The organism is Nonomuraea sp. GTA35 (assembly GCF_041950525.1).
Classification (GTDB): Bacteria; Actinomycetota; Actinomycetes; order Streptosporangiales; family Streptosporangiaceae; genus Nonomuraea.
The window spans coordinates 560,764-585,515 of record NZ_JBGNUV010000003.1 but is presented as its reverse complement, the minus strand read 5'-3'; the positions used below and the strand labels follow the sequence as shown (position 1 = coordinate 585,515).

The following is a 24,752-nucleotide window of genomic DNA, read 5'->3' as shown; positions in this document are numbered from 1 at the left end:
AGTTAACGTGTCCCGAGTGTCCGGTCTTCCCACTGTCCGCGCGGTCATGCTCATGCTCGTCGCCGTGCTCGCGGTCACCGTCGCGGCCGGCGGCGTCGTGGTGTTCCTGGACGGTGACCTGCTCAGCAGCGCTCAGGAACCCGTACGCAGCCGGCCCCGCGCCACCCCGCAGCAGCAGTCGGCCGCACCCCGCCTCGACCAGATCGTGCCCACCGCCGAGCCCGTCAAGGACTTCGGCGCCGGCGGCCCGGGCGTCACCCCGACGCCGGCCCGCGTGCTGGCGATCGCCGCGGGCACCGTGCCCAGGGAGACCAGGCTCAAGCTGGCGAGGCTGAAGCACGTGCAGAAGGTCACCGTCGTCGACGCGGGCGCCGTCAAGATCTCGGGCACCGGGCTGAACCTGCTGGCCGTGGACCCGTCCGGCTTCCGCTCCTGGACGCCGCAGCCCGTCGCCGACCAGCCCGCCGTGTGGAGCGCGCTCGCCAGGGGCGAGCTGGTCGCCGAGGCGGCCTCGATGCGCAAGTTCGGGATGATCCTGGGCGCCGAGTACCAGGTGGACGGCGGGCCCAGGCTCCGCGTCGCGGCCTCGGCCCCGCTCGGGCTGACCGGCGTGGACGGGCTGATCAGCGCCGACCTCGGCAGGTCCCTGGGGTTCGCGCAGGGCGTCGCGGTGCTGCTGCACGGCAAGGAGGGCAAGATCGGCGAGGCGGGCGTGCGCAAGGCGCTCGGCCAGGGCGCCCAGGTCGTGGTGCTCGACGCCGCCGCGCGCGCCGCGAAGCAGCAGCAGCCCGCCCAGCAGCCCGAGCAGCCGCAGCAGGTCAGCGTGGGCCGGCCGAGCAGCTACCTGGAGCTCTACAAGGCCGCCGCCACCCGCTGCCCCGGGCTGTCATGGACGGTGCTGGCCGCGATCGGGCAGGTCGAGAGCGGGCACGGGCGCAACAACGGGCCGTCGAGCGCGGGCGCGCTGGGGCCCATGCAGTTCATGCCCGCCACCTGGAAGCACTACGGCGTGGACGGCGACGGGGACGGCAAGAAGGACATCTGGAGCCCGTACGACGCCGTGCCCGGCGCGGCGAACTACCTGTGCGCCAACAAGGCCGGGCAGGGCGGCGAGAGGCTGCGCAAGGCGATCTGGTTCTACAACCACTCGTGGGACTACGTGAACAAGGTCATGTCGATCGCCGACGCGTACGCGAAGACCTACGCCTGAGGCCGCCGCTTCGGGGCCGGGCAGCAGGTGAGCGGGCACGGCACCGGCTCCGGCTCCGCCATCAGCTCGCGCACCATCCCCACGAACCGCGGATGCGTGCCCGCCGTCGCGGCCCGCTCCAGCGGCAGGCCCAGCTCGGCGGCCACGGCCCTGGCCTCGGTGTCGAGGTCGTAGACGACCTCCATGTGGTCGGAGACGAACCCGATCGGCACCAGCACCACGGCCGGCGCCTCGATCTTGCGCAGGTGGTCGCAGACGTCCGGCTCCAGCCACGGCACCTGCGGCGGCCCGCTGCGCGACTGCCACACCAGGTCCCACGGCTCGGTGCGGCCCAGCGCCTGGTTGACCAGCTCGGCGCTCCTGCGCAGCTGCGCCTCGTAGAGCCCGCCCTCGGGGCCCGCGGTCTCGGCCATGGAGACGGGGATGCTGTGGGCGGTGAAGACGAGCCTGGCGTCGTCGCGGCCGAGCCGCTCCAGCGCCGCCCGCGTGTGGTCGGCCATCGCCGCCACGAAGCCGGGGTGCTCGCCGTAGTGGCGCATCTTGACCAGCTCGGGGCCGCCCTCGATCGAGATCCGCTCGATGTCCTCGTAGTACTGGCGGCAGCTCGAGTAGCCCGCGAACGCCGAGGTGGCGAAGACGGCGGCCTTCCTGATCCCGTCGGCCCGCATCCGGCGCACGGTGTCCTCGCCGAACGGGTGCCAGTTGCGGTTGCCCCAGTAGACCGGCACGTCGAGGACCGGGCGCAGCGCCTCGACCAGGTCGCGGTTCTGCTGGTTGATCGGGCTGACCCCGCCGAAGCTCTGGTAGTGCTCGGCCACTTCGAGCAGGCGTTCGCGCGGCACGCCACGGCCGCGCACGACGTTCTCCAGGAACGGCATCACGTCGTCCGGGCCCTCGGGACCGCCGAACGACAGGACCAGCAAGGCGTCGTAAATTCCCACGTGACAACCCTATGGGGGAGTGTCGGCGGTCCTCCCCGCGAGGTAGGTTCGATCGAGTGAGCGCATTCAACGACATTCGTGACTATGTGGCCATTCCCCGGGTCCTTTCTCTACGGCTTTCGCCTGATGGCTCCAGGTTGATCTCGACCGTTCAGTCCCTCAATCCCGACGGCAAGTCGTTCGGCACCGCGCTCTGGGCCGTCCCGCTGGACGGCGAGCCGTACCGGCTGACGCGCTCGGCCAAGGGCGAGTCCGCCGCGGTCTTCACCGACGCGGGCGACGTGCTGTTCACCTCCGCCCGCCCCGACCCGACCGTCAAGGACCCCGGCGAGGAGGTGCCCGCGCTGTGGCTGCTGCCCCGGGCGGGCGGCGAGGCCCGCCAGGTGGCCACCAGGCCCGGCGGCATCGGCGGCGTGCGGACGGCCGGCGACGTGGTGGTGTTCGTCTCCGACGTGCTCGACGGCGAGGAGTCGGCCGACGAGGAGAAGCGCAAGGCCCGCAAGGAGGCCGGCATCAGCGCGATCCTGCACGAGGGCTACCCCGTCCGCTACTGGGACCACGACCTCGGGCCGGGCCGGCCCAGGCTGTTCGCGGCCAGGCTCGGCGCCGACCGCCTGGAGGACGTGCGCGACCTGACCCCCGACGCCGGCGACGCGCTGCGCGAGGGCGGATTCGAGCTGACCCCCGACGGCACCACCGTGATCAGCACCTGGCGCGTGTACCTGCCGAAGGGCGAGTCGCGCACCGAGCTGGTCACCATCGACGTGGCCACCGGCGAGCGGCGCGTGCTGCTGTCCGACGAGGCCTACGACTTCACCGGGCCGCTGGCGATCTCCCCCGACGGCACCAAGCTGGCCTGCTCGCGCGACAGGCTCACCGGGCTGGACGTCTCGGCCCACAGCGAGCTGTGGATCGCCGACCTCGCCACCGGTCAGGGCCGCGCCTACGCACCGGACCTGTGGCCCTCGGACATCGACTGGGCGCCGGACTCCTCGGCCGTCTACATCGCGGCCGACCACCAGGGCCGCCGCCCGGTCTTCCGCGTCCCGCTGGACGGCGAGCCGGCCAGGCTCACCCAGGACGACGCCTCCTACCTCGGCCTCAACCCGTCGCCCGACGGCCGCTGGATCTACGCCCTGCGCAGCGCCGTCAACCTCGCCCCCGCCCCGGCGAGGATCGACGCCGCCACCGGCGAGATCGCCGACCTGCTCTCGCCCGCGCCGCGGCCCGAGGTGACCGGCACGCTCACCGAGGTCACCGCCACCGCCGACGACGGCACCACGATCCGCGGCTGGCTGGCCCTGCCGGAAGGCGCCTCCGCCGCCAGCCCCGCGCCGTTCGTGCTGTTCATCCACGGCGGCCCGCTCGGCTCCTGGAACGACTGGCAGTGGCGCTGGCAGTCGTGGATCCTGGCCCAGCACGGGTACGCCGTGCTCATGCCCGACCCCTGCATGTCCACCGGCTACGGCCAGGAGATGATCGACCGCGGCTGGGGCGACTGGGGCCCGCGCACCCAGGCCGACCTCGACGCGATCGTGGACGCCACCCTGGCCAGGGACGACATCGACAGCGAGCGCGTCGCCGCGATGGGCGGCTCGTTCGGCGGTTACATGGCCAACTGGCTCGCCGGCCACACCGACCGCTACAAGGCCATCGTCACCCACGCCTCGCTGTGGAACCTCGACCAGTTCGCCGGCACCACCGACGCCGCGATGTACTGGCAGCGCGAGTTCGGCCTGCCCGGCGGCGAGCGCTACTCGCTGCTGTCGCCGCACAACGCCCTCGACCGGATCACCACCCCGATGCTCGTCATCCACGGCGACAAGGACTACCGGGTGCCGATCGGCGAGGCGCTGCGGCTGTGGTGGGACCTGCGGCGTACCGAGGTGGACGCGAAGTTCCTGTACTTCCCCGACGAGAACCACTGGATACTCAAGCCCGGCAACATCGTCGCCTGGTACGAGACCGTCCTGGCCTTCCTCGGCCAGCACGTGCTCGGCCAGGAGTGGAAGCGCCCGGACTCGGTGGCGTGATGACGGACTTCCTGAGGCTCGCCGAGGACATCGCCCGCGAGGCCGGCGACATGCTGCTGGCCAAGCGGCCCACGATGTCCGGCGAGATCGAGACCAAGTCCAGCCCCACCGACGTGGTCACCGCGCTGGACAAGGAGTCGGAGGAGCTCATCCGCGAGCGCATCCTGGCCGCCAGGCCCGGCGACCGCATCCTCGGCGAGGAGGGCGGCGAGGATCCCGGCGAGTCCGACGTGCGCTGGATCGTGGACCCCGTCGACGGCACCGTCAACTTCCTGTACGGCCTGCCGGACTGGGCGGTGTCGATCGCCGTCGAGGTACGCGGCGAGGTCGTGGCCGGCGTCGTCAACGTGCCGTCGCGGGGCGAGGTCTTCACCGCGGCGCGCGGCGAGGGCGCCTGGCTGGGCGGTTCGCGGCTGCGCTGCAACACGGGGGTGCCGCTGGCCCAGGCGCTGGTGGCGACCGGCTTCGGCTACTCCAAGGCCCGGCGCGCGGTGCAGGGCGAGGTGGTCGCCCAGGTGCTGCCCCGCGTCCGTGACATCCGGCGGGGCGGATCGTGCGCCGTCGACCTGTGCTCGCTGGCGGCGGGACGGGTGGACGCCTACTACGAGCGCGGCATCAACCCGTGGGACTATGCCGCGGCGGGCCTGGTGGCGACCGAGTCCGGCGCCAGGTTCGGCGGGCTGAACGGGCGGCCGGCCAGCCCTGACTACGCGTTGTGCGCGGCTCAGGGGCTGTTCGAGGAGCTGCATGACCTGCTGGCGCCGCTGAACCCGGCACGCGACTCCTGATCTGGGGGCGAAACGGCCGGAGCGCCGGCTCCGGCCGTTTCGCACGGGCTAGCGGGGCAACGGGATGCCGTGATCGTCGGCCAGGCGGCGCAGGTCCTCGATCTCGGCGGTGAGGGTGTCGGCGAGGTAGTCGTCGCCGGCGCTACGGGCCTCCCGAAGGCCCTTGTAAGCCTGGTCGAGGCGGTGTTCGATCGTGGTCGTGAACTCGCCCATCTCACCTACTCTCTGGGGGTTCGACTCGTGCAGGGGGCGAAGTCTCCCGTTGCCGGACGAAGACCGGGCAAGGGGTGTCCCGCAGGCATACCCCGGCCTGTCGCCCTCCGAAACATGAATTTCGCGCCGCTCTGCCTCACGCCGGGGTCACCGAGCCCTGAACATGCCTTACCGTGCGCTTATCGAGCCTGTGGGCAGAATGAGTGCCCAGAATCGGAGAGAGGTGTACCGGCGTGCGCGTGCTGGTTGTAGAGGATGAGCGGGTGCTCGCTGACGCGATCGCGACGGGGCTGCGGCGCGAGGCCATGGCGGTGGACGTCGCCTACGACGGTGGCGGCGCCCTGGAGCGGACCTCCTACATCGACTACGACGTGATCGTGCTGGACCGCGACCTGCCGGTGGTGCACGGCGACGAGGTGTGCAGGCGGCTGGTCGAGCAGCGTACGGCCTCGCGGATCCTCATGCTGACCGCCTCCGGCGACGTGGACGACAAGGTGGAGGGGCTCGGTCTGGGGGCCGACGACTACCTGGCCAAGCCGTTCGTGTTCATCGAGCTGGTCGCCAGGGTGCGCGCGCTCGGCCGCCGCTCCGCGCCCGCCCTGCCGCCCGTGCTGGAGCGGTCCGGGATCAAGCTCGACCCCGGCAAGCGGCTGGTGGAGCGCGACGGCAGGGAGGTCGTGCTGACCAAGAAGGAGTTCGCGGTGCTCGAGGAGCTGATGCGGGCCGAAGGCGCCGTGGTCAGCCAGGAGGACCTGCTGGACAAGGCGTGGGACGAGAACATCGATCCCTTCACGAACGTGGTCCGCGTGACCATGATGACGCTGCGGAAGAAGCTGGGTGAGCCTCAGGTGATCGAGACTGTGCCCGGGGTTGGGTACAAGTTGTGAGTGAACGGCCAGAGCGTGAGGCGGGGCCGACGCATCCGATGATCAGCCCGCACTCCGCGAGGAAGGCGACGCGCGTGCAGGAGGCCCCGCCGCCCAGCGGGCCGCCCGCCTGGGACGGCCCGCCCCCGCCGGCGCAGACGATGGCTCCGCGCTCCACCATGGATCGTGTGAAGGAGCTTCCCGGCAAGGTGAGCATCCGCTGGCGGCTGACGATCACCTACAGCGCGCTGGTCTTCGCGGCGGCCGCCGCGCTGCTGTTCTCCGTCTACGCCATCGTCGGCAACGCCATCAGCGCGGCATGGCCCATTTTCGAGACCAACCTGCCGCCCACCGTGGACGCGCAGTTCCAGGACTACATGAACAGCTTCCAGAAGCTGGCGGTGCAGAACGCCAGGGACGCTCTGCTCACCAGCTCCGTGATGGCGCTGGTGGGCGTCGGCATTCTGGCGCTGATCATCGGCTACTTCGTCGCCGACCGGGCGCTGCGGCCCGTGGCGCAGATGACAGCCACGGCCAAGAAGCTGTCGGAGAGCACCCTCGCCCACCAGCGCATCGCCCTGGAAGGCCCCAACGACGAGCTGAAGGAGCTGGCCGACACCTTCGACGCCATGCTCACCCGCCTCAACGTCGCCTTCGACACCCAGCGCAGGTTCGTGGCCAACGCCTCCCACGAGCTGCGCACCCCCCTCACCATCAACAGGACGGTCCTGGAGATCGCCCTGTCGGACCCGGAGGCGTCGCAGGACCTCAAGGCGCTCGGCCGTACCCTGCTCGAGGTCAACGCGCGCAACGAGAAGCTCATCGAAGGGCTGCTGCTGCTCGCCAGGAGCGAACGCGAACTCGCCGTGCGCAAACCCCTCGACGTCATGGAAGTCGCCCAGACAGCCGTGGAACAGCTCGCGCCCTTCGCCGAGGAGCACGGCGTAACCGTCTCCACCGAACTGGTCAGCGCGCCTACCACAGGCGATCCCGTGCTGCTGGAACGCTCTGTCAGCAACCTGGTGGAGAACGCCGTCAAGTACAACATTCCCGAAAACGGAAAAGTCTGGATCCGAACGGGAATGGCGGACGGTGCCTTGGTTGTTCAGGTGGCCAACACAGGACAGCATGTGCCGGCGTACGAGGTGAACAGCCTGTTCGAGCCGTTCAGGAGGCTCCACGCGGACCGCGTGGAATCGGCCAAGGGATCGGGTCTGGGGCTGTCCATCGTCCGTGCGGTGGTGCAGGCGCACGGCGGGAATGTGGCCGCCGTGCCGCGCGATGGTGGAGGGCTGGTCGTGACCATTCGGCTTCCGAGGCGATGAACGGCTGTGCCGCCGTGGCGCGTTCGTGCGCGTGTTGAGTCACGGGGGGCGTCTCATCCACGCCGCACATGTGGTTGGATGTGCCGTCGAACACGGTGGTGCATGACGCCAAGGCTGTGGGTTTCGCCATATTTGGCTAACCATTGCCGTCGGCAGCAGGCCCTGACGTGTTGGGAGGTTCGTTGTCCGTTTCCGCGGGGTACCGATGGGAAATCTCCCCGACGGAACGGGCACAAGATGGGCTTCCCGGACGTTAGAAGACGCGCGATGAGCGCGAACACATATGGATGAGGGGGATGGAGTAAGCACAATGGCTACCGACTACGACAGCCCGCGCAAGACAGACGACGACCTGGGGGAGGACAGCCTCCAGGAGCTGCAGGCGCGGCGCACCGACAAGTCGTCTGGCAGCATCGACATCGACGAGACCGACCTGGCCGAGTCTCTCGAGCTGCCCGGTGCGGACCTGTCGAACGAAGAGCTCTCCCTGCGGGTGATCCCCCGTCAGGCCGACGAGTTCACCTGCTCGCGCTGCTTCCTGGTGCATCACCGCAGCCAGCTGGCCTCCGAGAAGAACGGCCAGCAGGTCTGCCGGGAGTGCGCCGCCTAATTCCTGGAGCGAAGGAGCCCGGGGCGGGCAGGAACCGCACACCCTGGGCGATCGCGACCAAGAGACACGGAGGCACCGCGTGGCCGTACCAGAGAAAGACCAGCAACCAGGCAGTGAGATCGCCGACCCCGATCGTGAGGTCGGCGAGCTCGTTGGCAGGCTCACCGCTCCCGGTGAACTCGAGCCGGCCGAGCGGCGCAGGCTGCTCGGCCGACTAGCCCGGGCGCTGTCCGCCGGGGCCAAGAAGGCACGGGAGACCGGCGCGGGCCGGGGCCGCTGGCTGGCCGACGTCTTCCTCAACATCGCGCCGCGCATCCCGATCAGGGATCTGCACACCCTTGCCGAACATCATCATGGCCTGACCGGCGAGGAGCTCGCCGACGACCTGGTGCGCACCGCGCAGAAGGCCACGATGACGGTCGGCGCCATCGGCGGAGCACTGGCAGCGGCCGAGTTCGCCGCGCCACCCCTCCTGCTCTCCGCCCCCGCCCAGCTCGTCGCCGAGACCATCGTCGTCGCCGCCATCGAGGTCAAGCTGCTGGCCGAGCTGCACGAGGTCTACGGCGTGCACGTCCAGGGGTCCGGAACCCAGCGTGCCATCGCGTTCACCGCCGCCTGGGCCAAACAGCGCGGCATCGACCCCCTCGCGCCCGCGTCCGTCTCCCTGGCCCTGGGAGCCGCCACCAAGACCGCTCTGCGCAACCGTCTCATGCGGACGCTGGGGCGGCATCTGACCACCTTCGGGCCGTTCCTGACCGGCGCCGTCGCCGGGGGCGCGCTCAATCGCATGGCCACCAAGAAACTGGGCGAGGCCATCCGCAACGATCTGCGGGTCAAGCGTCCCTCGCTGCCCCAGGACCCGGGCCGCGACGAGCTCAGCCCTTAGGCGTCCGAGCGCAGGCCGTCGAAGGTGATGGTGAGCAGCGTGTCCGCCAGGTCGTCCGCCGAGGCGCCGCGCGACGGCTGGTACCACTCCGTGATCGAGTTGATCGTGCCGAACAGCAGGCGCGTCACCAGGGCCGGGTCCACGTCGGCGCGGATGCCGCCCTCCGCCGCCGCCTCCTTGACCAGGCGGCTGACGAAGCGGTCGAACTCCCGCCGCCGCTCCAGCGCCGCCTGCTCCGTCACGCTGTTCCCGCGCACCCGCAACAGCAACGTCACGTACGGCAGCCGGCCGACGAGGATGCGCACGCTCTGCCGCACGACCCACTCCAGCCGGTCGATCGCGGCCCCCGAGGCGGCGCGCGGGTCGGTCACCATCTCGAACAGCCCGTCCAGCGCCCGGTCCAGCGCGCGGGCGAGGAGCTGCTCCTTGCCCGGCACGTGGTGGTAGATGGCCGACTTGGTGACCCCGAGCGCCCTGGCGAGGTCCTCCATGCTGGTCCCGTCGTAGCCGCGCTCGTTGAACACGCTGACGGCGATGGACAGCACCGACTCGGGGTCGTGGCCGCGCCTGCCCGGACGAGCGGGGTTCCGGGTGACCACGGTGTCAGCCGCCCCGCCTGTCGATGACGCGCCTGAGCTTGCCGACCGACCGCTCCAGCGTCTCCGGGTCCACGACGTCGATCTCGACGCTGACGCCCACGGTGTCCTTGACCGCCTTGCGCAGCGCCTCGCCCGCCTCCACCCGGCCGGAGAAGCCCGGGCGCGCCTCGACCTTGACCGTCATCACGTCGAGCCGCTCCGGGCGGGTCAGGTGGAGCTGGAAGTGCGGCGACAGGCCCTCGACGCCCAGCACCAGCTCCTCGATCTGGGTCGGGAACACGTTCACGCCCCGCAGGATGATCATGTCGTCGGTACGCCCGGTCACCTTCTCCATGCGCCGGAAGGCCGGCCTCGCGGTGCCGGGCAGCAGCCGGGTCAGGTCGCGGGTGCGGTAGCGGATGACCGGCATGGCCTCCTTGGTGAGGCTGGTGAAGACCAGCTCGCCCTCGGGGGCGGGCTCGCCGGTGAACGGATCGACGGTCTCCGGGTAGAAGTGGTCCTCCCAGATGTGCAGCCCGTCCTTGGTCTCGACGCACTCGTTGGCCACGCCGGGGCCCATCACCTCCGACAGCCCGTAGATGTCCACGGCGTGCAGGTCGAAGCGGTCCTCGATCTCCGCGCGCATCTTCTCGGTCCACGGCTCGGCGCCGAAGATGCCGACGCGCAGCGACGACTCGCGCGGGTCGAGGCCCTGGGCGGCGAACTCGTCCAGCAGGGCCAGCATGTACGACGGCGTCACCATGATCACGTCGGGCCGGAGGTCGTGGATGAGCCGCACCTGCCGGGGCGTCATCCCGCCGGAGACGGGCACCACCGTGCAGCCCAGCCGCTCGGCCCCGTAGTGCGCTCCCAGGCCGCCGGTGAACAGGCCGTAGCCGTAGGCGACGTGCACGATGTCGCCGGGCCGCCCGCCGGAGGCGCGGATCGAGCGGGCCACGACCTCCGCCCAGACGTCGATGTCGTTCCTGGTGTAGCCGACCACGGTGGGCTGCCCGGTGGTGCCGCTGGAGGCGTGGACGCGCACGACATGCTCGCGCGGCACCGCGAACATGCCGAACGGGTAGGACTCGCGCAGGTCCTGCTTGGTGGTGAAGGGGAACTTCGCCAGGTCACCGAGCTCCTTGCAGTCGCTCGGGTGCACGCCCGCCCGGTCGAACTTGTCCCGGTAGAGCGGGACGTTCTCGTAGGCGCGGCGCAGGGTTCGGCGCAGGCGTTCGAGCTGGAGCGCCATGAGCTCGTCGCGGGACACGCGCTCGATCGGGTCGAGCTCGTGCGCGGCGGGGGGATCGCCAAGTCTCACTTCAACTCCCGGCTCCGGCCGCGGAACTCCGCGACCACCTGACCGTCGGGACGCCGCACGGTGACGTCGTAGATGCCGCTGCGCCCGTAGCGGGTGCGCTCGGCCGCCTCGGCCTCCAGCACGTCCCCCGCCCGCGCCGGGGACACGAACGCGATCTCCGCGCCCGCCGCCACCGTGACGGGGCCGTCCGTGTTGCACGCGCACGCGAACGCCGTGTCGGCCAGCAGGAACACGTACCCGCCGTGACACAGGTCGTGGCCGTTGATCATCTGGCGGGTCACGGTCATGCGGCACACCGCCCGGCCCTCGCCCAGCTCAGCCAGCTCGATGCCCAGGGCGGCGGAGGCGGTGTCGGCGGCCATCATGCGGCGCGCGCTCTCCAACGCAGATCTCCCTTGTCAACTGACCGAATGTTCGGTAAACAAATCACCGTCCTGACTTCCCTGTCAAGAGGGCGAGCCGCCGGTTCGAGCAGCACCGCGGGGTATGCCTGTGACGGAGCCGCCCGCGGGCCGGCTCCGGCGTCTGAGCGGGAGGAGAAGCGATGGCCAGACCGTTCGCCTCGTCGGCGGATCTCGGCGAGAAGGAACAGACACTGGAGGTGCTCGCGGAGGGCGTGTACGCGCTCACCGCCGAGGGCGACCCGAACGTGGGCGCGATCGAGGGCGAGGACTTCCTCGTCTGCTTCGAGGCGCTGGCCACCCCGGTGGCCGCCCGCGAGTGGCTGGCCAGGCTGCGCGAGCACACCGCCAAGCCGATCCGGTACCTGGTGCTGTCGCACTACCACGCGGTGCGCGTGCTGGGCGCGTCGGCGTTCGGCGCGGACGTGATCGTGACGCACGAGAAGACCCGCGAGCTGATCGCCGAGCGCGGCGAGCAGGACTGGGCCAGCGAGTACGCCAGGATGCCCCGCCTGTTCAAGGACCCCGGCTCGATCCCCGGCCTGACCTGGCCGACGGCCACGTTCGGCGACCGCTTCACGATCGACCTCGGCGGCGGGCGCGGCGACCTGGTGCTGCAGTACTGCGGGCGCGGCCACACCGAGGGCGACCTGGTGGCGTGGTTGCCGAAGCACCGGATCCTGTTCGCCGGCGACCTCGTCGAGTCGCAGGCCGCCCTCTACACCGGCGACGCCTTCCACCGCGACTGGTCCTCGGGCACCCTCGACCGGGTCGCCTCGTTCGGCGCCGAGACCCTGGTCGGCGGCAGGGGCGCGGTCGCCAGGGGCAAGGCGGGCGTCGAGGCGGCCATCGGGCAGACGCGCGACTTCCTGGCCGTGATGCTGCGCGAGGTGGGCGGGGCCGGGTCGCTGAAGGAGGCGTTCGAGCGCACGCACCGCGCCCTGGAGCCCCGCTACGGCCGCTGGCCGATCTTCGAGCACTGCCTGCCGTTCAACGTCTCCAGGCTCTGGGACGAGCTGCACGGCGTCGAGCGCCCGCGCGTCTGGACCGCCGAGCGCGACCGTCAGGTGTGGGACGAGCTGCAGTCATGAGCGAGCCGCAGGTCATCGTGGTCGGGGCCGGGCCGGTCGGGCAGAGCGCCGCGCTGCTGCTGGCCCGGTGGGGTGTGCAGGTGCTGGTGCTGGACCAGCGGCAGGGGCGGGGGCGCGGCGGGTCGAAGTCCATCTGCCAGCAGCGCGACGTGCTCGACGTCTGGGCCGCCGCGGGGGCGGGCAAGGTGGCCGAGGAGGGGCTGGCCTGGACCACGGCCCGCACCTACTACCGCGACCGCGAGCTGTTCTCCTGGACGTTCGAGCGCGAGGGGCCGCTGCCGCCGTGCGTGAACATCTCCCAGACCCGCACCGAGCAGATCCTCGACGAGGCCATCGCCGGGCAGCCGCTCATCGAGGTGCGCTGGGGCCACGAGGTCACGGGGCTGAGCCAGGACGCCTCGGGGGTGACGGTGCACTGCGGTCAGCGGTTGCTGCGCGCGCCGTACGTGCTGGTCTGCGCGGGGGCCAGGGCGCAGGGGATCCGGGCGTCGCTGGGGGTGTCGTTCTCCGGGGAGACGTTCGAGGACCAGTTCCTGATCTGCGACATCAAGGCGGACCTGCCCGGCTGGGAGAGCGAGCGGCGCTTCTACTTCGACCCCGTCTGGAACCCGGGCCGCCAGGTGCTCATCCATCCCTGCCCCGGGGGCACGTACCGGATCGACTGGCAGATCGCGCCGGACTTTATCCCAACGGATGTTGAAATATCGCGGAAAATCCGGCAAATCATTGGGGATCGGCCGTACGAGCTGCTGTGGCACAGCACGTACCGCTTCCACTCGCGCATCGCCTCCCGCATGCGGGTCGGGCGGGTCCTCCTGGCGGGTGACTGCGCCCATCTGGTGGCCCCGTTCGGGGCGCGAGGGCTGAACTCGGGCGTGCCGGACGCCGAGAACGCGGCCTGGAAGCTGGCCTTCGCGCTCAACGGCTGGGCGGGGCCCGAGCTGCTGGAGTCCTACCATGCCGAGCGGCACGCCGCCGCGCTGGAGAACCTGGAGATCACCGCCGCCACCATGCGCTTCCTCGCCCCCAGGACCGTCGAGGAGCGGATGCGCAGGCGCGCGGCGCTGGAGGGCGGGCGGATCGAGGAGGTGGACTCGGGGCGGTTCGCCGAGCCGTTCTGGTACGTGGACTCGCCGCTGACCACGCCGGAGCCGGCCCGGCCCTTCCTGGGCCGGCCGCCGAAGGGGGCGCTGTGCACGCCCGCGCCCGGCGTGATCCTGCCCGATCTGCCGCTGCCGGGGGGCAGGCTGCGCGAGTACACCCGGGATGGATTCCTCGTCATGCTGGGCGATATGTGTGATTCGAGTTTGTTTGTGCAGGTCCTGGGCAAGGTGATACCGGCGCCGCTCGCCGTACGCGGGCTCGCGGAGATGGATGGGACTGGCTCGCTCGCTGAGAGGCTCGGCGCCGGGCCGGATGAGGCATGGCTCATCAGGCCCGATTCCCACATCGCCGCGATCATCCCCCATGCGGGGCCGGAGTCGGTGGTGGCCGCCGTTAGCCGTGCGCTTGGCGGCTTTCCTGACACATGACCCCATAGGAGGACTGCGTTGAGTGGCCGTAGCTCGTTTCTGATCGTCGCGAACCGGTTGCCGGTCGATCGCACGATCGAGCCTGACGGAACGGCTTCGTGGCGCAGGAGTCCTGGCGGCCTCGTCACCGCGATCGCGCCGGTGATGCAGCGCCGTCACGGAGCCTGGGCCGGCTGGCACGGGGCGCCCGACGAGAAGCTCGAGCCGTTCGAACAGGACGGGATGAGCCTCATCCCGATCCCGCTGTCCGCCCGTGAGGTCGAGCTCTACTACGAGGGTTTCTCCAACGCCACCCTGTGGCCGCTCTACCACGACGTGGTCGCGACGCCGGTGTTCGACAGGGAGATGTGGGAGACCTACCGCAGCGTCAACCAGCGCTTCGCCGAGGCCGCCGCCGAGGCGGCCGAGGAGGGCGCGGTCGTGTGGGTGCAGGACTACCAGCTCCAGCTCGTGCCCGCGATGCTCCGCAAGCTCCGCCCCGACCTGCGGATCGGGTTCTTCCTGCACATCCCGTTCCCGCCGACGGAGCTGTTCTGGCGGCTGCCGTGGCGCAAGGAGCTGGTCGAAGGGCTGCTCGGGGCCGACCTGGTGGGCTTCCAGCTCCCGGGCGGGGCCTCGAACTTCCGCAGGCTGTGCCGGCGGCTGCTCGGGCTGCCGTACAAGGGGAACGAGATCTTCCTCGACGACCGCGTCGTGACCACGCAGGCGTTCCCGATCTCCGTGGACTTCGCGCAGCTCGACTCGCTCGTCCGCGAGCCGCGCATCGTGGACCGGGCCAAGGAGATCAGGGTCGAGCTGGGCGACCCCGAGCACGTGCTGCTGGGCGTGGACCGGCTCGACTACACCAAGGGCATCGGGCAGCGCCTGGAAGGGTTCGGCGAGCTGCTCAAGGACGGGCGGCTGCAGCCGGGCGAGGCCGTGTTCGTGCAGATCGCCACGCCGAGCAGGGAGCGGGTGGACGAGTACAGGAAGCTGCGCGACGACATCGAGCTGCAGGTCGGCCGGATCAACGGCGAGCACGCGCAGCTCGGCTACCAGCCGGTGTGGTACTTCCACCAGTCGTACGGCCACGACGAGCTGGCCGCGCTCTACCTGGCCGCCGACGTCATGGTCGTCACGCCCCTGCGCGACGGGATGAACCTGGTGGCCAAGGAGTACATCTCCTGCCACCACGACCTGCATGGGGCGCTCGTGCTCAGCGAGTTCGCCGGGGCCGCCGACGAGCTGCGGCAGGCGTACCTGGTCAACCCGTACGACGTGGAGGACGTCAAGCGGCAGATGCTGGCGGCCATGCGGGCCACGCCGCACGAGCTGGCCCGGCGGATGCGCACGATGCGCCGCCGGGTCGCCACCTACGACGTGGACCGCTGGGCGAGCGAGTTCCTCACTGCCCTGGAGTCACCTGCTTCAGTGACTTCCACGCGTCGTAGCGCTTCTTGGCGGTCCGGTTGACCACGATCTGCGCCACCGACATACCGACCCCCATGACGACGGCGTAACCGATCGCCTCGCCCATGCTGACCTCGGGCGAGTCGGTGTCGATGGGCGGCTCCTTGCCGGTCGCCTTCTTCCAGGCGAACCCGAGGATCTTCCTGGCCGCCCATGCCGTCACCAACCCCACCAGGCCGCCGACGACTCGCCAGGCGATATCGGGCTTGTCCTCCGTCATGTCGATCTCCCTTCCCCTTTGTAACGAACACTAGTCTCTAACGCCTGCCGGGCCTGCGAAGCCGTACCATAAGGAGGCATGACTCAACAGCGACTACGCCGTCCATCCATGCCCCAAAAGCCGACTCTTGACGGCTTGGAGCAGGTATGGGTAGCTCGCTGGGAGGAAGAGGGCACCTACCGCTTCGACCGGTCGGCGCCGCGCGAGCGGGTCTACTCCATCGACACGCCGCCGCCCACCGTGTCCGGCTCCCTGCACGTCGGCCATGCCTTCTCCTACACGCACACCGACATCATGGCCCGCTACCAGCGGATGCTCGGCAAGTCGGTGTTCTACCCGATCGGCTGGGACGACAACGGCCTGCCGACCGAGCGCCGCGTGCAGAACGTCTACGGCGTGCGCTGCGACCCGTCGCTGCCGTACGACCCCGACTTCGTGCCGCCGGACAAGCCGGGCAAGCGGGAGATCTCCATCTCCCGGCGCAACTTCGTGGAGCTGTGCCACAAGCTGACCGCCGTCGACGAGCAGGCGTTCGAGGAGATGTGGCGGCGCATCGGCCTGTCGGTGGACTGGTCGCTGCTCTACACCACGATCAGCGACGAGTCGCGGGCGGTCTCGCAGCGGGCGTTCCTGCGCAACCTGCTGCGCGGCGAGGCCTACCTCGCCGAGGCGCCGACCCTGTGGGACGTCAGCTTCCGCACCGCCGTGGCCCAGGCCGAGCTGGAGGACCGGGAGTGGCCCGGCGCCTTCCACAAGATCTCCTTCTACGGCGAGAAGGGCCCGGTCTGGATCGAGACGACCCGGCCCGAGCTGATTCCCGCCTGCGTGGCGCTGGTCGCGCATCCCGACGACGAGCGCTACAAGGAGCTGTTCGGCACCTCGGTGCTGACGCCGCTGTTCGGGGCCGAGGTGCCGGTGCTGGCCCACCGCCTGGCCGAGCCGGACAAGGGCACCGGCATCGCGATGATCTGCACCTTCGGCGACATCACCGACGTCACCTGGTGGCGGGAGCTGCACCTGCCGACCCGGCCGGTCATCGGCTGGGACGGGCGGCTGCTGCCCGAGCCGCCCGAGGGCGTGGAGGCGGAGCCGTACAAGGAGCTGGCCGGCAAGACCGTGCACAGCGCCCGCGAGCGCATCGTGGAGCTGCTGCGCGAGTCCGGCGACCTGGAGGGCGAGCCCCGGCCCGTGCAGCGCACGGTAAAGTTCTACGAGAGGGGCGACAAGCCCCTCGAGATCGTCACCACCCGTCAGTGGTACATCCGCAACGGCGGGCGCGACGAAGAGCTGCGGGAGCGGCTGCTGGCGCGCGGGCGGGAGCTCACCTGGCACCCGCCGCACATGCGGGTGCGCTACGACAACTGGGTCGAGGGGCTCACCGGCGACTGGCTGATCTCGCGGCAGCGCTTCTTCGGCGTGCCGTTCCCGGTGTGGTACCCGATCGACGAGACCGGGCAGCCCGTCCACGACGCGCCGATCCTGCCCACCGAGGACATGCTGCCGGTCGACCCGTCCTCCGACGTGCCGCCCGGTTACACCGAGGAGCAGCGCGGCGTGCCCGGCGGGTTCATGGCCGACCCCGACGTCATGGACACCTGGGCCACCTCGTCGCTGACCCCGCAGATCGCCGGCCGGTGGGGCAGCGACGACGAGCTGTTCCGGCGCGTCTTCCCCGCCGACCTGCGGGCGCAGAGCCACGAGATCATCCGTACCTGGCTGTTCTCGACCGTGGTCAGGTCGCACTGCGAGTTCGGCACGCTGCCGTGGAGCGACGCGGCGATCTCGGGGTGGATCCTCGACCCCGACCGCAAGAAGATGTCCAAGTCCAAGGGCAACGTCGTCACCCCGATCGACCTGCTGGAGCAGCACGGCTCCGACGCGGTGCGCTACTGGGCGGCCAACGGCCGCTACGGCGTCGACACCGCCTTCGACGCCGGGCAGCTCAAGGTCGGGCGGCGGCTGGCCATCAAGATCCTGAACGCCTCGAAGTTCGTGCTGGGGCTGGCCGCCGAGGAGTCCGCCGCCGAGGTGACCGAGCCGCTCGACCTGGCCATGCTGGCGGCGCTGTCCGACGCCGTGCGCGAGGCCACGGAGGCGTTCGAGGCCTTCGACCACACGCGGGCCATCGAGGCCGTGGAGCGGTTCTTCTGGGCGTTCTGCGATGACTACGTGGAGCTCGTCAAGGCCAGGGCGTACGAGTCCGGCGCCGCCTCCGCCTCGGCGCACGCGGCGCTGCGGCAGGCGCTGGACGTGCTGCTGCGGCTGTTCGCGCCGTTCCTGCCGTTCGTGACCGAGGAGGTGTGGTCGTGGTGGCGCGAGGGTTCCGTGCACCGCGCCTCCTGGCCTGCCGCCGAGCGCGGCGCGGGTGACCCGGCCGTGCTGGCCGTGGCCTCGGAGGTGCTCGGGCAGGTGCGCAAGGCCAAGTCCGAGGCCAAGCAGTCGATGCGGGCCGAGGTGTCGCGGCTGACCGTGTGGGCGCCGGACGTGGAGCTGGTGCGGCAGGCGCAGGACGACCTGTGCGCGGCGGGCAACGTCGAGGAGTTCGTGCTCGACTACGGTGACACGCTCAAGGTCGAGGTCCACCTCGGCTGACCCGTCGTGATGCCGGGCGCACGCGCGCCCGGCATCACGCGTCTCTGGACACGTCTCTGTGGAGGGCGACGAACAGCGAGTACGCCTCGCCGCCCGGCGGCGGCTGCCGTCGCGCGAAGTCGTCGAACACCTCATGCAGCCGTTCGAGCAGCTCGGCATGGCCCTGCGGCGTGAGCCTGAGCCCGAGCCTGGTGAAGCTGCCCTCCTCGACGTCCACCAGCCTGATCTCCTCCAGGAAGGCGTCGAGCATGGCGGCTCTGCCGCCGGCCACGCCGCTCTCGCGGACGTCCATCTCCCACGACTTGCCGGTGGCCCGGTAGGGGATCTCGGTCGAGCCGCGCGGGCCGGGCCTGCTCGGCTCGGCCACCAGGAACCCGGTGTGCACCAGCTTGCGGACGTGGTGCAGGGTCGTGGCGGGGTTCGCGCCGAGCCGGTCGGCGATCTCCTTGTTCGTCAGCGCCTGGTCCAGGCAGAGGCGCAGGATGCGCAGCCGGATGGCGGAGGCCAGCGCGCGGGCCTCGGCCTCGGTCGCGGGGCGGCGTCTGGTGCCCATGGCAGGTCACCCTACAACCGGTTGAAATTCGCCAATCGGTTATGAGAGGTTCGGCTGGTGAGCCTCTTACGCGAGCACGACTTCCGGGGGCTGTTCCTGGCGGACACCGCCAGCCAGGTCGGCACCCAGCTCCTGTTCCTGGCCCTGCCCCTGGTGGCGGTGACCGCGCTGCACGTCTCGCCGTTCGAGCTGGGGCTGCTGACCGCGTGCGAGACGCTGGCGTTCGTAGTGATCGGGCTGCCCGCGGGCGCGATCGTGGACCGGCGGCGCAAGCGCATGGTGATGGTGGTCAGCGACTGGGCGCGGGCGCTGGCGCTGGCCTCCGTGCCGCTCGCCTGGTGGCTGGACGTGCTGACGATCTACCAGCTCTACGCCGTGGCGCTGGTGCTCGGCGTGTTCACCGTGTTCTTCGACGCCGCGTACCAGAGCTACCTGCCGCACCTCGTCGGGCGCGAGCGGCTGGTCGAGGGCAACTCCACGCTGGAGATCGTGCGAACGGTGGCGCAGCTCGGCGGGCCGAGCGTGGGCGGCTACCTGATCCAGTTCCTCACCGCGCCGTTCGCGCTGGTCATCACCGTGGCCGGATTCGCCTGGTCGGCGCTGTGCCTGGGCACCATCCGCAAGCGGGAGACGCGCCAGGAGCGGCCCCGCGCGCATCTGGGCAAGGAGATCGGCGAGGGCGTCAGGTTCGTGTTCGGGCACCCGCTGCTGCGCCGCATCGCCGGCTGCACGGGCACCGCGAACCTGTTCTCCGCGATCGCCCACCCCATGCTGCTGCTGTTGCTGGCCGGGGAGCTGGACGTGGGCGCGGGCACGATCGGGCTGCTCATGGCCGCGGGCGGGCTCGGCGGCATCGTGGGCGCGGTGCTCAACGCGCGGCTGGCCCGGTGGCTGGGGCAGGGGCCGACGATGTGGCTGGCCATCGCGATCCCCGCGCCGCTGACGTTCCTGCTGCCGTGGGTGCAGGCCGACTGGCGGCTCGGGCTGGTCGTCGGGTACGAGTTCTTCGCGGGGGCGGGCGTGGTCGTCTACAACGTCACCCAGCTCAGCTTCCGCCAGGCCGCCACGCCTGAGGAGCTGCTCGGCCGGATGAACGCCACCATGCGCTTCCTCGTGTGGGGGACGATGCCGCTGGGCGGGGTGCTCGGCGGCGTGCTGGGCGAGGTGATCGGCATCAGGAACACGCTGGTGGTCGCCGGCGTCGGGGCCTGCCTGGCGTTCCTGTGGGTGTTCAGCTCGCCCATGCGGACGATGCGCGAGCTGCCTGTGCTGGAGGACCGTCAGTAGCCGCCCGGCGGGTGGCGGCGCGCCAGCCGTGGCCCGGGCGGGCGACGGCTTTCAGTAGTCGCAGACACCCGTCGGGAAGATCTGCTTCAGCCTGGCCTGCTCCTCGGAGGTCGGGCGCCACGAGCCGTACAGGCCCCTGGCGACGGCCCGCTCGACCGGCTGCAGGCGGCACTTGTGGACGCCGCCCTCGATCGGGCCGCCCGCCACCGTGCGCGAGGTCCCGTAGAGCGGGAAGCGCTGGGTGCACGGGCCGGGGGCGCGGCGGTCGAGGATGCCGTCCCAGACGTGCGGGCCGGCGGCGAGCTCGGTGCCGTCCGTGGCGAAGCAGCGGTCCACGGCCTGGGGCGGCCTGTTCCCGGCGACGCCGCGCGCCGGATATTTCCGGATATTCGCCATCCAGGCGTCGATCACCCGCAGCGCCTCGGGCGTCTGGTCGGACCTCGGCCCGTCAGGACGGGCGTCGGTGAACCAGATGACCTGGTTCCCGGCCCGGCCGTCGTGGTCCAGCATGCGCTTCCTGGAGGCGAACGACTGGTGCGCGTTGTGCATGTCGAGCTGCTCCTCCAGGTAGTGCCGCCAGTCGATGACCGGCAGGTCGACGTCGCCGCCGAACACCAGGCCGCTGCTCCGCACGTTCCTGATCGCCTCCGGGTCGCCGGTGCGCCTCGGGGCGGGATCGCCGCTCAGGTTAGCGTTGCGGGCGCTCCACGGGTCGAAGTCGGCCGGGCAGGCGGACGGCACGAACGGGCAGCCCTCCCGCACCATGTCGGCCGCCTCCTTCCACGAGCCCGCCTCGGCGTTCAGGTCGAGGAACTCCTCCGGGGTGATCACGCCGCCGGTCAGCGCCTCCAGCCCGTACTGGACGCCCACGTTGTCCCACGTCGAACGGGCGTAGCCGTGCTCGTCCACCCCGTACACCTTGCGCAGGTCGTCCCAGTGCGTCCACTGGACGGTGTCCTTGACGCCCGGCGGGTCCATACGCTGCCACTCGGGGTCGTCGTTGTTCGTCCACAGCGGGTTCATGGTCAGCGGGGTCAGGCCGCGCCAGCCGCTGACGCACTCGTCGGAGCCCGGCCTGCCGGTGGTCGGGTTGACGACCGTGTCGCTGGCGTTCATGCCGATCAGGGCCGTGCGCTCGTCCCACCGCGCCCAGCGGGGATGGGCGTCCATGTAGCGTTCGAGCAGCTCGCAGTCGCCCACGTGGATGGTCTGGGTGACCATGTCCGGGTACGAGTACTGCGGGATCGCGGCGTCGATCACCCGGTCGCCGTGGTTCTGGGCGTAGATGTACTGCTGGATGGCGCCGCCGGAGCCGCCGACGCCGACCGTGTAGAGCGGCAGGCCGTGCTGCTCGACGAAGCGCTCCTTGACCATCAGGGCCGTCTCGCCGCCCAGGATCAGGTTGTAGTGGGTCGAGGTACGGGTGCCCGACGAGTGCAGGATCGCGTAGCCCTGGCCCAGGCCGTACGGGTCGAGGGCGCTGCCGCCTAGGGTGCCCTGGTCGTGGCCGATGCCCACGCCGCCGTCGAACCGGTACATCGCCCTGCCGTTCCAGCCGCCTTCCAGCATGGCGATCGAGTAGAGGAAGCGGTTGATCACGCCGCGTTCCCGCCGGACCACGAAGTCGACCGTACGGCCGTCCAGCAGCGTGGTCGTGGCCAGGTCGGCGGGGCGGCCCTGCGCGGGCATCGGCCTGTAGGCGCCGTCCGTGGAGCGGTAGAGGCGGTCGGTGACCGTGGGGGCGAAGCAGTCCCTGCTCCAGCCGCCGGGGACGCGCATGCCCTGGCCGTCCTGGTTGTCCGCGACGGGCGGGCCCAGGCCGCTGCGCTCGGTCTTGCACAGGAACGGGTACTGGTGCGCGCCGGAGAAGACCGGGCCCTGGACGGGATGGTTGCGCACCTTCAGCGTGCTGCGCCTGCGCGGCCCGGCGGTGGCGGTGAGCGTGTTGTCGCCGACCGCCAGGCCGCTCACCAGGCCCGTGAGGCCGTCCCCGGTCCGCCTGAAGGCCGCCGTGACGTCCTCGCCGTTGCGGAGCACCCTGAGCCGGGCGCCGCCCGTACCCCGGACCCTGATCAGGGCGTCGCCGCCGGTCACCTGGTCGGGGCGGCTGGAGAGCACCTCCAGCGCCAGGGCGGCGCGGGAGGCGTACGCGGGGGCGGGGGCGGCGACGAGGGACGCCAGCACGGTGAGGACCACCACAGCCTTCATGACCATGACGGTGACACGCGCCCCCGCCCTTGCACAGGCCCGATCTCCGAGGCGTGAACACCACCGGGCCACGCTGTTCCTTCGCGCGGCGCGGCTCGCCTCCCTCGCATGCGCGCGCCTGGCCTGCCTCGCCTCTTCACATGCGCGCATCAGCTCCTTCACCTGGCCTTCTTCCGCGTGCGCCCCGCCCGGGCGAAGCGACGCCGATGAGCCGGGCGCGGAGGTGCCGCTCCATTACGCTCATAGCTGCCGGCCCTTTATCCGCGCGCATCCCGCGCCCGGACGTGCCAGTCTTGAACACGTGCTGACCGACCGCCCCACCAAGCTCGTGCCGCCCGTGCTGGCCAGGATGGCCGCATGGAGTGGGTGCCTGATCCTCGTCGGCGTGGTCGTCTACTTCATCGTCCAGGCGATCGCCCGCCTGGCGTTCGTGGCTCTGCCCGTGGCGATCGCGCTCCTGCTGACGGCGCTGCTCTTCCCCCTGACGAACGCCCTGCGCAACGCCGGCATGCGGCCCATCTACGCCACCTGGAGCACCATGCTGGTGGCCCTGGCCGTGCTCGTCGGCACCGGCTGGCTGGTGGGCGCGCGGGCCGGCGAGGAGTTCCCCAACCTGGTCGAGCAGGTGCAGGAGACGGCCAGGTCCGTGCAGGCCTGGCTGATCGAGGGCCCGCTGCACCTGGAGCAGACGCAGATCACCGGCTACGTCGACGAGATCGCGGCCATGCTCAACGCGCAGCGCACGGCCATCACCGGCACGGTGCTGTCGGCCGGCGCGGTGGCCGTCGAGGTGCTCGCGTCCATCGTGCTGCTGCTGTTCGTGACGTTCTTCCTGCTCAAGGACGGCGACCGGATCTGGACGTGGTTCCTGAGGGCGTTCGGCGGGGTGGCGCCGCGCGTCGACCGGGCGGGGCGGGCCGCGTGGGCCACGCTCTCCCACTACGTCCAGGGCACGGTGGCGGTGGCCGCCGTGCACGGCCTGATCATGGGGATCGTGCTGGCCGGGATGGGGGTGCCGCTGTGGGCACCGCTGGCCGTGCTGATCTTCTTCGCCAGCTTCATCCCGATCGTCGGCATCTTCTTCGCCGGGACGATCGCGACCCTGGTCACCCTGGGGGCCAAGGGGCTCGTGTACGCCTTGATCTTCCTCGGCATCCTCATCGTGGAGCAGCAGCTGGAGAACCACGTGCTGCAGCCGCTGATCGTGGGGCGGGCACTGCACTTCCACCCGCTGGCCATCATCCTCGTGCTGTCCATCGGGGGCATCCTGGCGGGCATCGCCGGGGCCGCCGTGGCCGTGCCGGTGGCGGCGGTGATCTACCGGGCGCTGCCCGAGCTGCGACATCAGCCACCGGAGCTGCCACCGGGCCACGAGGACGCCGCCTCCGGCGGGTCACCACCGCCGTCACCACCGCCCGGCCCGGGCGACGGGGACGGCGGGTTCCGGGGCGGCGAGGGCGGTCCCGGCGATCGGGACGAGGGGCCCGGCGGTCGCGACGAGGGGCCCGACGCACCCGCGACCCGGCGGCCCGGCACTCCTGCGACACGGCCTGACGCTTCCCTGACCCGATCGGAAGGCCCGATCGTGTCGGTGGCCGCTGGGGACAAGCGGGGGGAGGACACGGAGTAACCTCGTCACCCGTGACGCGTTCCTCCCTCACCACCCCGCCGCCCGGCGCCCCGAAGCCCGCCGCGCATCCCGATGCGCCACCGGCGGGCAGCACGCTGGGCTCCCACTACAGCCAGTGCTTCGGCTGCGGCACCGGGCACCCGACCGGACTGCACCTCAACGCCAGGACCCCCGACGGCGCCACCGTGGAGGCGGAGTTCACGGTGGGGGAGGCCCACCAGGGAGCGCCGCGGCTGGCGCACGGCGGCGTCCTGGCCGCCGCCATGGACGAGGTCATCGGAATGTCCGTCTACCTGTTCCACAAGCCCTACGTGACGGGACGGCTGGAGACCGACTACCTGCTCCCCGTTCCCGTGGGCACGACACTCCACCTGCGCGCCTGGTGCAACGGCATCGACGGCAGAAAGGCGTACCTTGAGGCAGAGGGGCGCATCGGCGCTCCAGAAGGGCCGGTCGCCGTCCGCGCGGCAGCGCTGTTCATCGAGGTGAACATGGAACACTTCGCCAAGCACGGTGATCTGGCCGCCATCGCCGCCGAACATCAGGACTACGAGGTGAACCCTTGAGCGGAGCAGAGGTCCTCATCCAGCGGCTCGACCCCGAGCTGCCGATCCCGTCGTACGCCCATCCGGGAGACGCGGGAGCCGACCTCTACGCGGCCGAGGACGTGGAGCTGATGCCCGGCGAGCGGGCCGTCGTCGGCACCGGGCTGGCGATCGCCCTGCCCGACGGGTATGCCGCGTTCGTGCATCCGCGTTCCGGGCTGGCGGCCAGGCACGGCGTCACGCTGGTCAACGCGCCGGGTACGGTGGACGCCGGTTACCGGGGCGAGATCAAGGTCACGGTGATCAACACCGACCTCAAGGAGCCGTTCAGGCTGCGGCGGGGTGACCGGGTGGCGCAGCTGGTGATCCAGCGGGTGGAACGGGTGGCGTTCGTGGAGGCCGGGCGGTTGCCGGAGTCCGTGCGCGGCGCCGGCGGCTTCGGATCGACGGGGCGCTGATCGTGGCGTGGGAAG

At 71.0% G+C, this 24,752-nt stretch carries 23 protein-coding genes; 15 read left to right on the top strand and 8 right to left on the bottom strand.

All coding sequences use genetic code 11. The features are described 5' to 3' along the window. The first annotated feature begins 16 nt into the window (after positions 1–16). The gene (locus ACBJ32_RS15890; RefSeq protein ID WP_375127349.1) at positions 17–1,210 is read left to right on the top strand and encodes a lytic transglycosylase domain-containing protein; all 1,194 of its coding nucleotides are present in this window, start codon (positions 17–19) and stop codon (positions 1,208–1,210) included. Here the strand turns inward: ACBJ32_RS15890 and ACBJ32_RS15885 are convergent. Beyond that, positions 1,201–2,151: a ferrochelatase gene (locus tag ACBJ32_RS15885; RefSeq protein WP_375127348.1), complete on the bottom strand. Its 951-nt coding sequence runs from the start codon at positions 2,149–2,151 to the stop codon at positions 1,201–1,203. The two genes, ACBJ32_RS15890 and ACBJ32_RS15885, sit on opposite strands and share 10 nt — an antisense overlap. Before the next feature lie 11 nt (positions 2,152–2,162). On the opposite strand from ACBJ32_RS15885, the gene ACBJ32_RS15880 reads away from it, so the two are divergent. Next, the gene (locus ACBJ32_RS15880) at positions 2,163–4,184 is read left to right on the top strand and encodes an alpha/beta fold hydrolase (RefSeq protein WP_375127347.1); all 2,022 of its coding nucleotides are present in this window, start codon (positions 2,163–2,165) and stop codon (positions 4,182–4,184) included. Beyond that, positions 4,184–4,972: an inositol monophosphatase family protein gene (locus ACBJ32_RS15875; protein ID WP_357868373.1), complete on the top strand. Its 789-nt coding sequence runs from the start codon at positions 4,184–4,186 to the stop codon at positions 4,970–4,972. Before ACBJ32_RS15880 ends, ACBJ32_RS15875 begins: the two co-directional genes overlap by 1 nt. Positions 4,973–5,020: 48 nt before the next feature. Here the strand turns inward: ACBJ32_RS15875 and ACBJ32_RS15870 are convergent, their stop codons facing one another. Beyond that, on the bottom strand, positions 5,021–5,185 hold the full coding sequence (locus ACBJ32_RS15870; protein ID WP_181449058.1) for a hypothetical protein: 165 nt from the start codon (positions 5,183–5,185) through the stop codon (positions 5,021–5,023). 233 nt (positions 5,186–5,418) lie between these two features. Between ACBJ32_RS15870 and ACBJ32_RS15865 the strand changes: the two genes are divergently transcribed. The 4 genes from ACBJ32_RS15865 (at position 5,419) to ACBJ32_RS15850 (ending at position 8,872) form a co-directional block, all read left to right on the top strand. Beyond that, positions 5,419–6,072: a response regulator transcription factor gene (locus ACBJ32_RS15865; protein ID WP_375127346.1), complete on the top strand. Its 654-nt coding sequence runs from the start codon at positions 5,419–5,421 to the stop codon at positions 6,070–6,072. A 38-nt stretch (positions 6,073–6,110) separates the two neighbouring features. Beyond that, complete coding sequence (locus ACBJ32_RS15860) at positions 6,111–7,376, top strand: sensor histidine kinase (protein WP_375127763.1); 1,266 nt, start codon at positions 6,111–6,113, stop codon at positions 7,374–7,376. 310 nt (positions 7,377–7,686) lie between these two features. Then, the gene (locus tag ACBJ32_RS15855; RefSeq protein ID WP_020542847.1) at positions 7,687–7,986 is read left to right on the top strand and encodes a DUF4193 domain-containing protein; all 300 of its coding nucleotides are present in this window, start codon (positions 7,687–7,689) and stop codon (positions 7,984–7,986) included. Positions 7,987–8,065: 79 nt separating this feature from the next. Next, the gene (locus ACBJ32_RS15850) at positions 8,066–8,872 is read left to right on the top strand and encodes a hypothetical protein (RefSeq protein ID WP_375127345.1); all 807 of its coding nucleotides are present in this window, start codon (positions 8,066–8,068) and stop codon (positions 8,870–8,872) included. Here ACBJ32_RS15850 and ACBJ32_RS15845 read toward each other — a convergent pair. From ACBJ32_RS15845 to paaI, 3 genes are read right to left on the bottom strand one after another with little or no spacing between them, the layout of a single operon-like run. After that, complete coding sequence (locus tag ACBJ32_RS15845; RefSeq protein WP_375127344.1) at positions 8,869–9,471, bottom strand: TetR/AcrR family transcriptional regulator; 603 nt, start codon at positions 9,469–9,471, stop codon at positions 8,869–8,871. The genes ACBJ32_RS15850 and ACBJ32_RS15845 overlap by 4 nt on opposite strands. A gap of 4 nt (positions 9,472–9,475) precedes the next feature. Next, positions 9,476–10,771 carry a phenylacetate--CoA ligase PaaK gene (gene paaK / locus ACBJ32_RS15840; RefSeq protein ID WP_375127343.1) on the bottom strand — a complete coding sequence of 432 codons (1,296 nt, stop codon included), beginning with the start codon at positions 10,769–10,771 and terminating at the stop codon, positions 9,476–9,478. After that, positions 10,768–11,136: a hydroxyphenylacetyl-CoA thioesterase PaaI gene (gene paaI / locus ACBJ32_RS15835; RefSeq protein ID WP_375127762.1), complete on the bottom strand. Its 369-nt coding sequence runs from the start codon at positions 11,134–11,136 to the stop codon at positions 10,768–10,770. The genes paaK and paaI overlap by 4 nt, the downstream gene beginning before the upstream one ends. 179 nt (positions 11,137–11,315) lie before the next feature. Here paaI and ACBJ32_RS15830 point away from each other — a divergent pair, with 179 nt between their 5' ends. The 3 genes from ACBJ32_RS15830 to ACBJ32_RS15820 are packed head-to-tail and all read left to right on the top strand — an operon-like array spanning position 11,316 to position 15,247. Beyond that, entirely contained in the window at positions 11,316–12,263 is a 948-nt protein-coding gene (locus ACBJ32_RS15830) for an MBL fold metallo-hydrolase (RefSeq protein WP_375127341.1), read from the top strand. Then, positions 12,260–13,795, top strand: coding sequence for an FAD-dependent monooxygenase (locus ACBJ32_RS15825; RefSeq protein WP_375127340.1), 1,536 nt, complete (start codon positions 12,260–12,262; stop codon positions 13,793–13,795). The genes ACBJ32_RS15830 and ACBJ32_RS15825 overlap by 4 nt, the downstream gene beginning before the upstream one ends. An 18-nt stretch (positions 13,796–13,813) precedes the next feature. Further along, the gene (locus ACBJ32_RS15820; protein ID WP_357868390.1) at positions 13,814–15,247 is read left to right on the top strand and encodes a trehalose-6-phosphate synthase; all 1,434 of its coding nucleotides are present in this window, start codon (positions 13,814–13,816) and stop codon (positions 15,245–15,247) included. Here ACBJ32_RS15820 and ACBJ32_RS15815 read toward each other — a convergent pair. Next, positions 15,180–15,464 (bottom strand): DUF4235 domain-containing protein, encoded by a 285-nt coding sequence (locus ACBJ32_RS15815; protein ID WP_357868393.1) that lies wholly within the window; start codon positions 15,462–15,464, stop codon positions 15,180–15,182. The genes ACBJ32_RS15820 and ACBJ32_RS15815 overlap by 68 nt on opposite strands. Positions 15,465–15,542: 78 nt before the next feature. Here ACBJ32_RS15815 and valS point away from each other — a divergent pair, with 78 nt between their 5' ends. Beyond that, positions 15,543–18,056 (top strand): valine--tRNA ligase, encoded by a 2,514-nt coding sequence (valS, locus tag ACBJ32_RS15810; RefSeq protein ID WP_375127339.1) that lies wholly within the window; start codon positions 15,543–15,545, stop codon positions 18,054–18,056. Positions 18,057–18,090: 34 nt separating this feature from the next. Here valS and ACBJ32_RS15805 read toward each other — a convergent pair whose 3' ends face one another. Continuing rightward, positions 18,091–18,609 (bottom strand): ArsR/SmtB family transcription factor, encoded by a 519-nt coding sequence (locus tag ACBJ32_RS15805; protein ID WP_375127338.1) that lies wholly within the window; start codon positions 18,607–18,609, stop codon positions 18,091–18,093. A 57-nt stretch (positions 18,610–18,666) separates the two neighbouring features. On the opposite strand from ACBJ32_RS15805, the gene ACBJ32_RS15800 reads away from it, so the two are divergent. After that, positions 18,667–19,896 carry an MFS transporter gene (locus ACBJ32_RS15800; RefSeq protein ID WP_375127337.1) on the top strand — a complete coding sequence of 410 codons (1,230 nt, stop codon included), beginning with the start codon at positions 18,667–18,669 and terminating at the stop codon, positions 19,894–19,896. Positions 19,897–19,947: 51 nt separating this feature from the next. Here ACBJ32_RS15800 and ACBJ32_RS15795 read toward each other — a convergent pair whose 3' ends face one another. Further along, positions 19,948–22,104: a DUF6351 family protein gene (locus tag ACBJ32_RS15795; RefSeq protein WP_375127336.1), complete on the bottom strand. Its 2,157-nt coding sequence runs from the start codon at positions 22,102–22,104 to the stop codon at positions 19,948–19,950. A gap of 301 nt (positions 22,105–22,405) precedes the next feature. Here ACBJ32_RS15795 and ACBJ32_RS15790 point away from each other — a divergent pair, with 301 nt between their 5' ends. From ACBJ32_RS15790 to dut, 3 genes are read left to right on the top strand one after another with little or no spacing between them, the layout of a single operon-like run. After that, the gene (locus ACBJ32_RS15790) at positions 22,406–23,734 is read left to right on the top strand and encodes an AI-2E family transporter (protein WP_375127335.1); all 1,329 of its coding nucleotides are present in this window, start codon (positions 22,406–22,408) and stop codon (positions 23,732–23,734) included. Between the two features lie 11 nt (positions 23,735–23,745). Beyond that, the gene (locus tag ACBJ32_RS15785; RefSeq protein WP_375127334.1) at positions 23,746–24,300 is read left to right on the top strand and encodes a PaaI family thioesterase; all 555 of its coding nucleotides are present in this window, start codon (positions 23,746–23,748) and stop codon (positions 24,298–24,300) included. Continuing rightward, complete coding sequence (gene dut / locus ACBJ32_RS15780) at positions 24,297–24,737, top strand: dUTP diphosphatase (protein WP_357868412.1); 441 nt, start codon at positions 24,297–24,299, stop codon at positions 24,735–24,737. Before ACBJ32_RS15785 ends, dut begins: the two co-directional genes overlap by 4 nt. Positions 24,738–24,752: the final 15 nt, after the last annotated feature.

Coding starts and splice junctions, on each gene's coding strand:
- ACBJ32_RS15855 (WP_020542847.1), top strand. CDS start 7,687: ATGGCTACCGACTACGACAGCCCGCGCAAGACAGACGACGACCTGGGG.
- ACBJ32_RS15830 (WP_375127341.1), top strand. CDS start 11,316: ATGGCCAGACCGTTCGCCTCGTCGGCGGATCTCGGCGAGAAGGAACAG.
- ACBJ32_RS15815 (WP_357868393.1), bottom strand. CDS start 15,464: ATGACGGAGGACAAGCCCGATATCGCCTGGCGAGTCGTCGGCGGCCTG.
- ACBJ32_RS15805 (WP_375127338.1), bottom strand. CDS start 18,609: ATGGGCACCAGACGCCGCCCCGCGACCGAGGCCGAGGCCCGCGCGCTG.
- ACBJ32_RS15860 (WP_375127763.1), top strand. CDS start 6,111: ATGATCAGCCCGCACTCCGCGAGGAAGGCGACGCGCGTGCAGGAGGCC.
- ACBJ32_RS15795 (WP_375127336.1), bottom strand. CDS start 22,104: ATGAAGGCTGTGGTGGTCCTCACCGTGCTGGCGTCCCTCGTCGCCGCC.
- valS (WP_375127339.1), top strand. CDS start 15,543: ATGACTCAACAGCGACTACGCCGTCCATCCATGCCCCAAAAGCCGACT.
- ACBJ32_RS15880 (WP_375127347.1), top strand. CDS start 2,163: ATGGGGGAGTGTCGGCGGTCCTCCCCGCGAGGTAGGTTCGATCGAGTG.
- ACBJ32_RS15875 (WP_357868373.1), top strand. CDS start 4,184: ATGACGGACTTCCTGAGGCTCGCCGAGGACATCGCCCGCGAGGCCGGC.
- ACBJ32_RS15870 (WP_181449058.1), bottom strand. CDS start 5,185: ATGGGCGAGTTCACGACCACGATCGAACACCGCCTCGACCAGGCTTAC.
- ACBJ32_RS15825 (WP_375127340.1), top strand. CDS start 12,260: ATGAGCGAGCCGCAGGTCATCGTGGTCGGGGCCGGGCCGGTCGGGCAG.
- paaI (WP_375127762.1), bottom strand. CDS start 11,136: ATGATGGCCGCCGACACCGCCTCCGCCGCCCTGGGCATCGAGCTGGCT.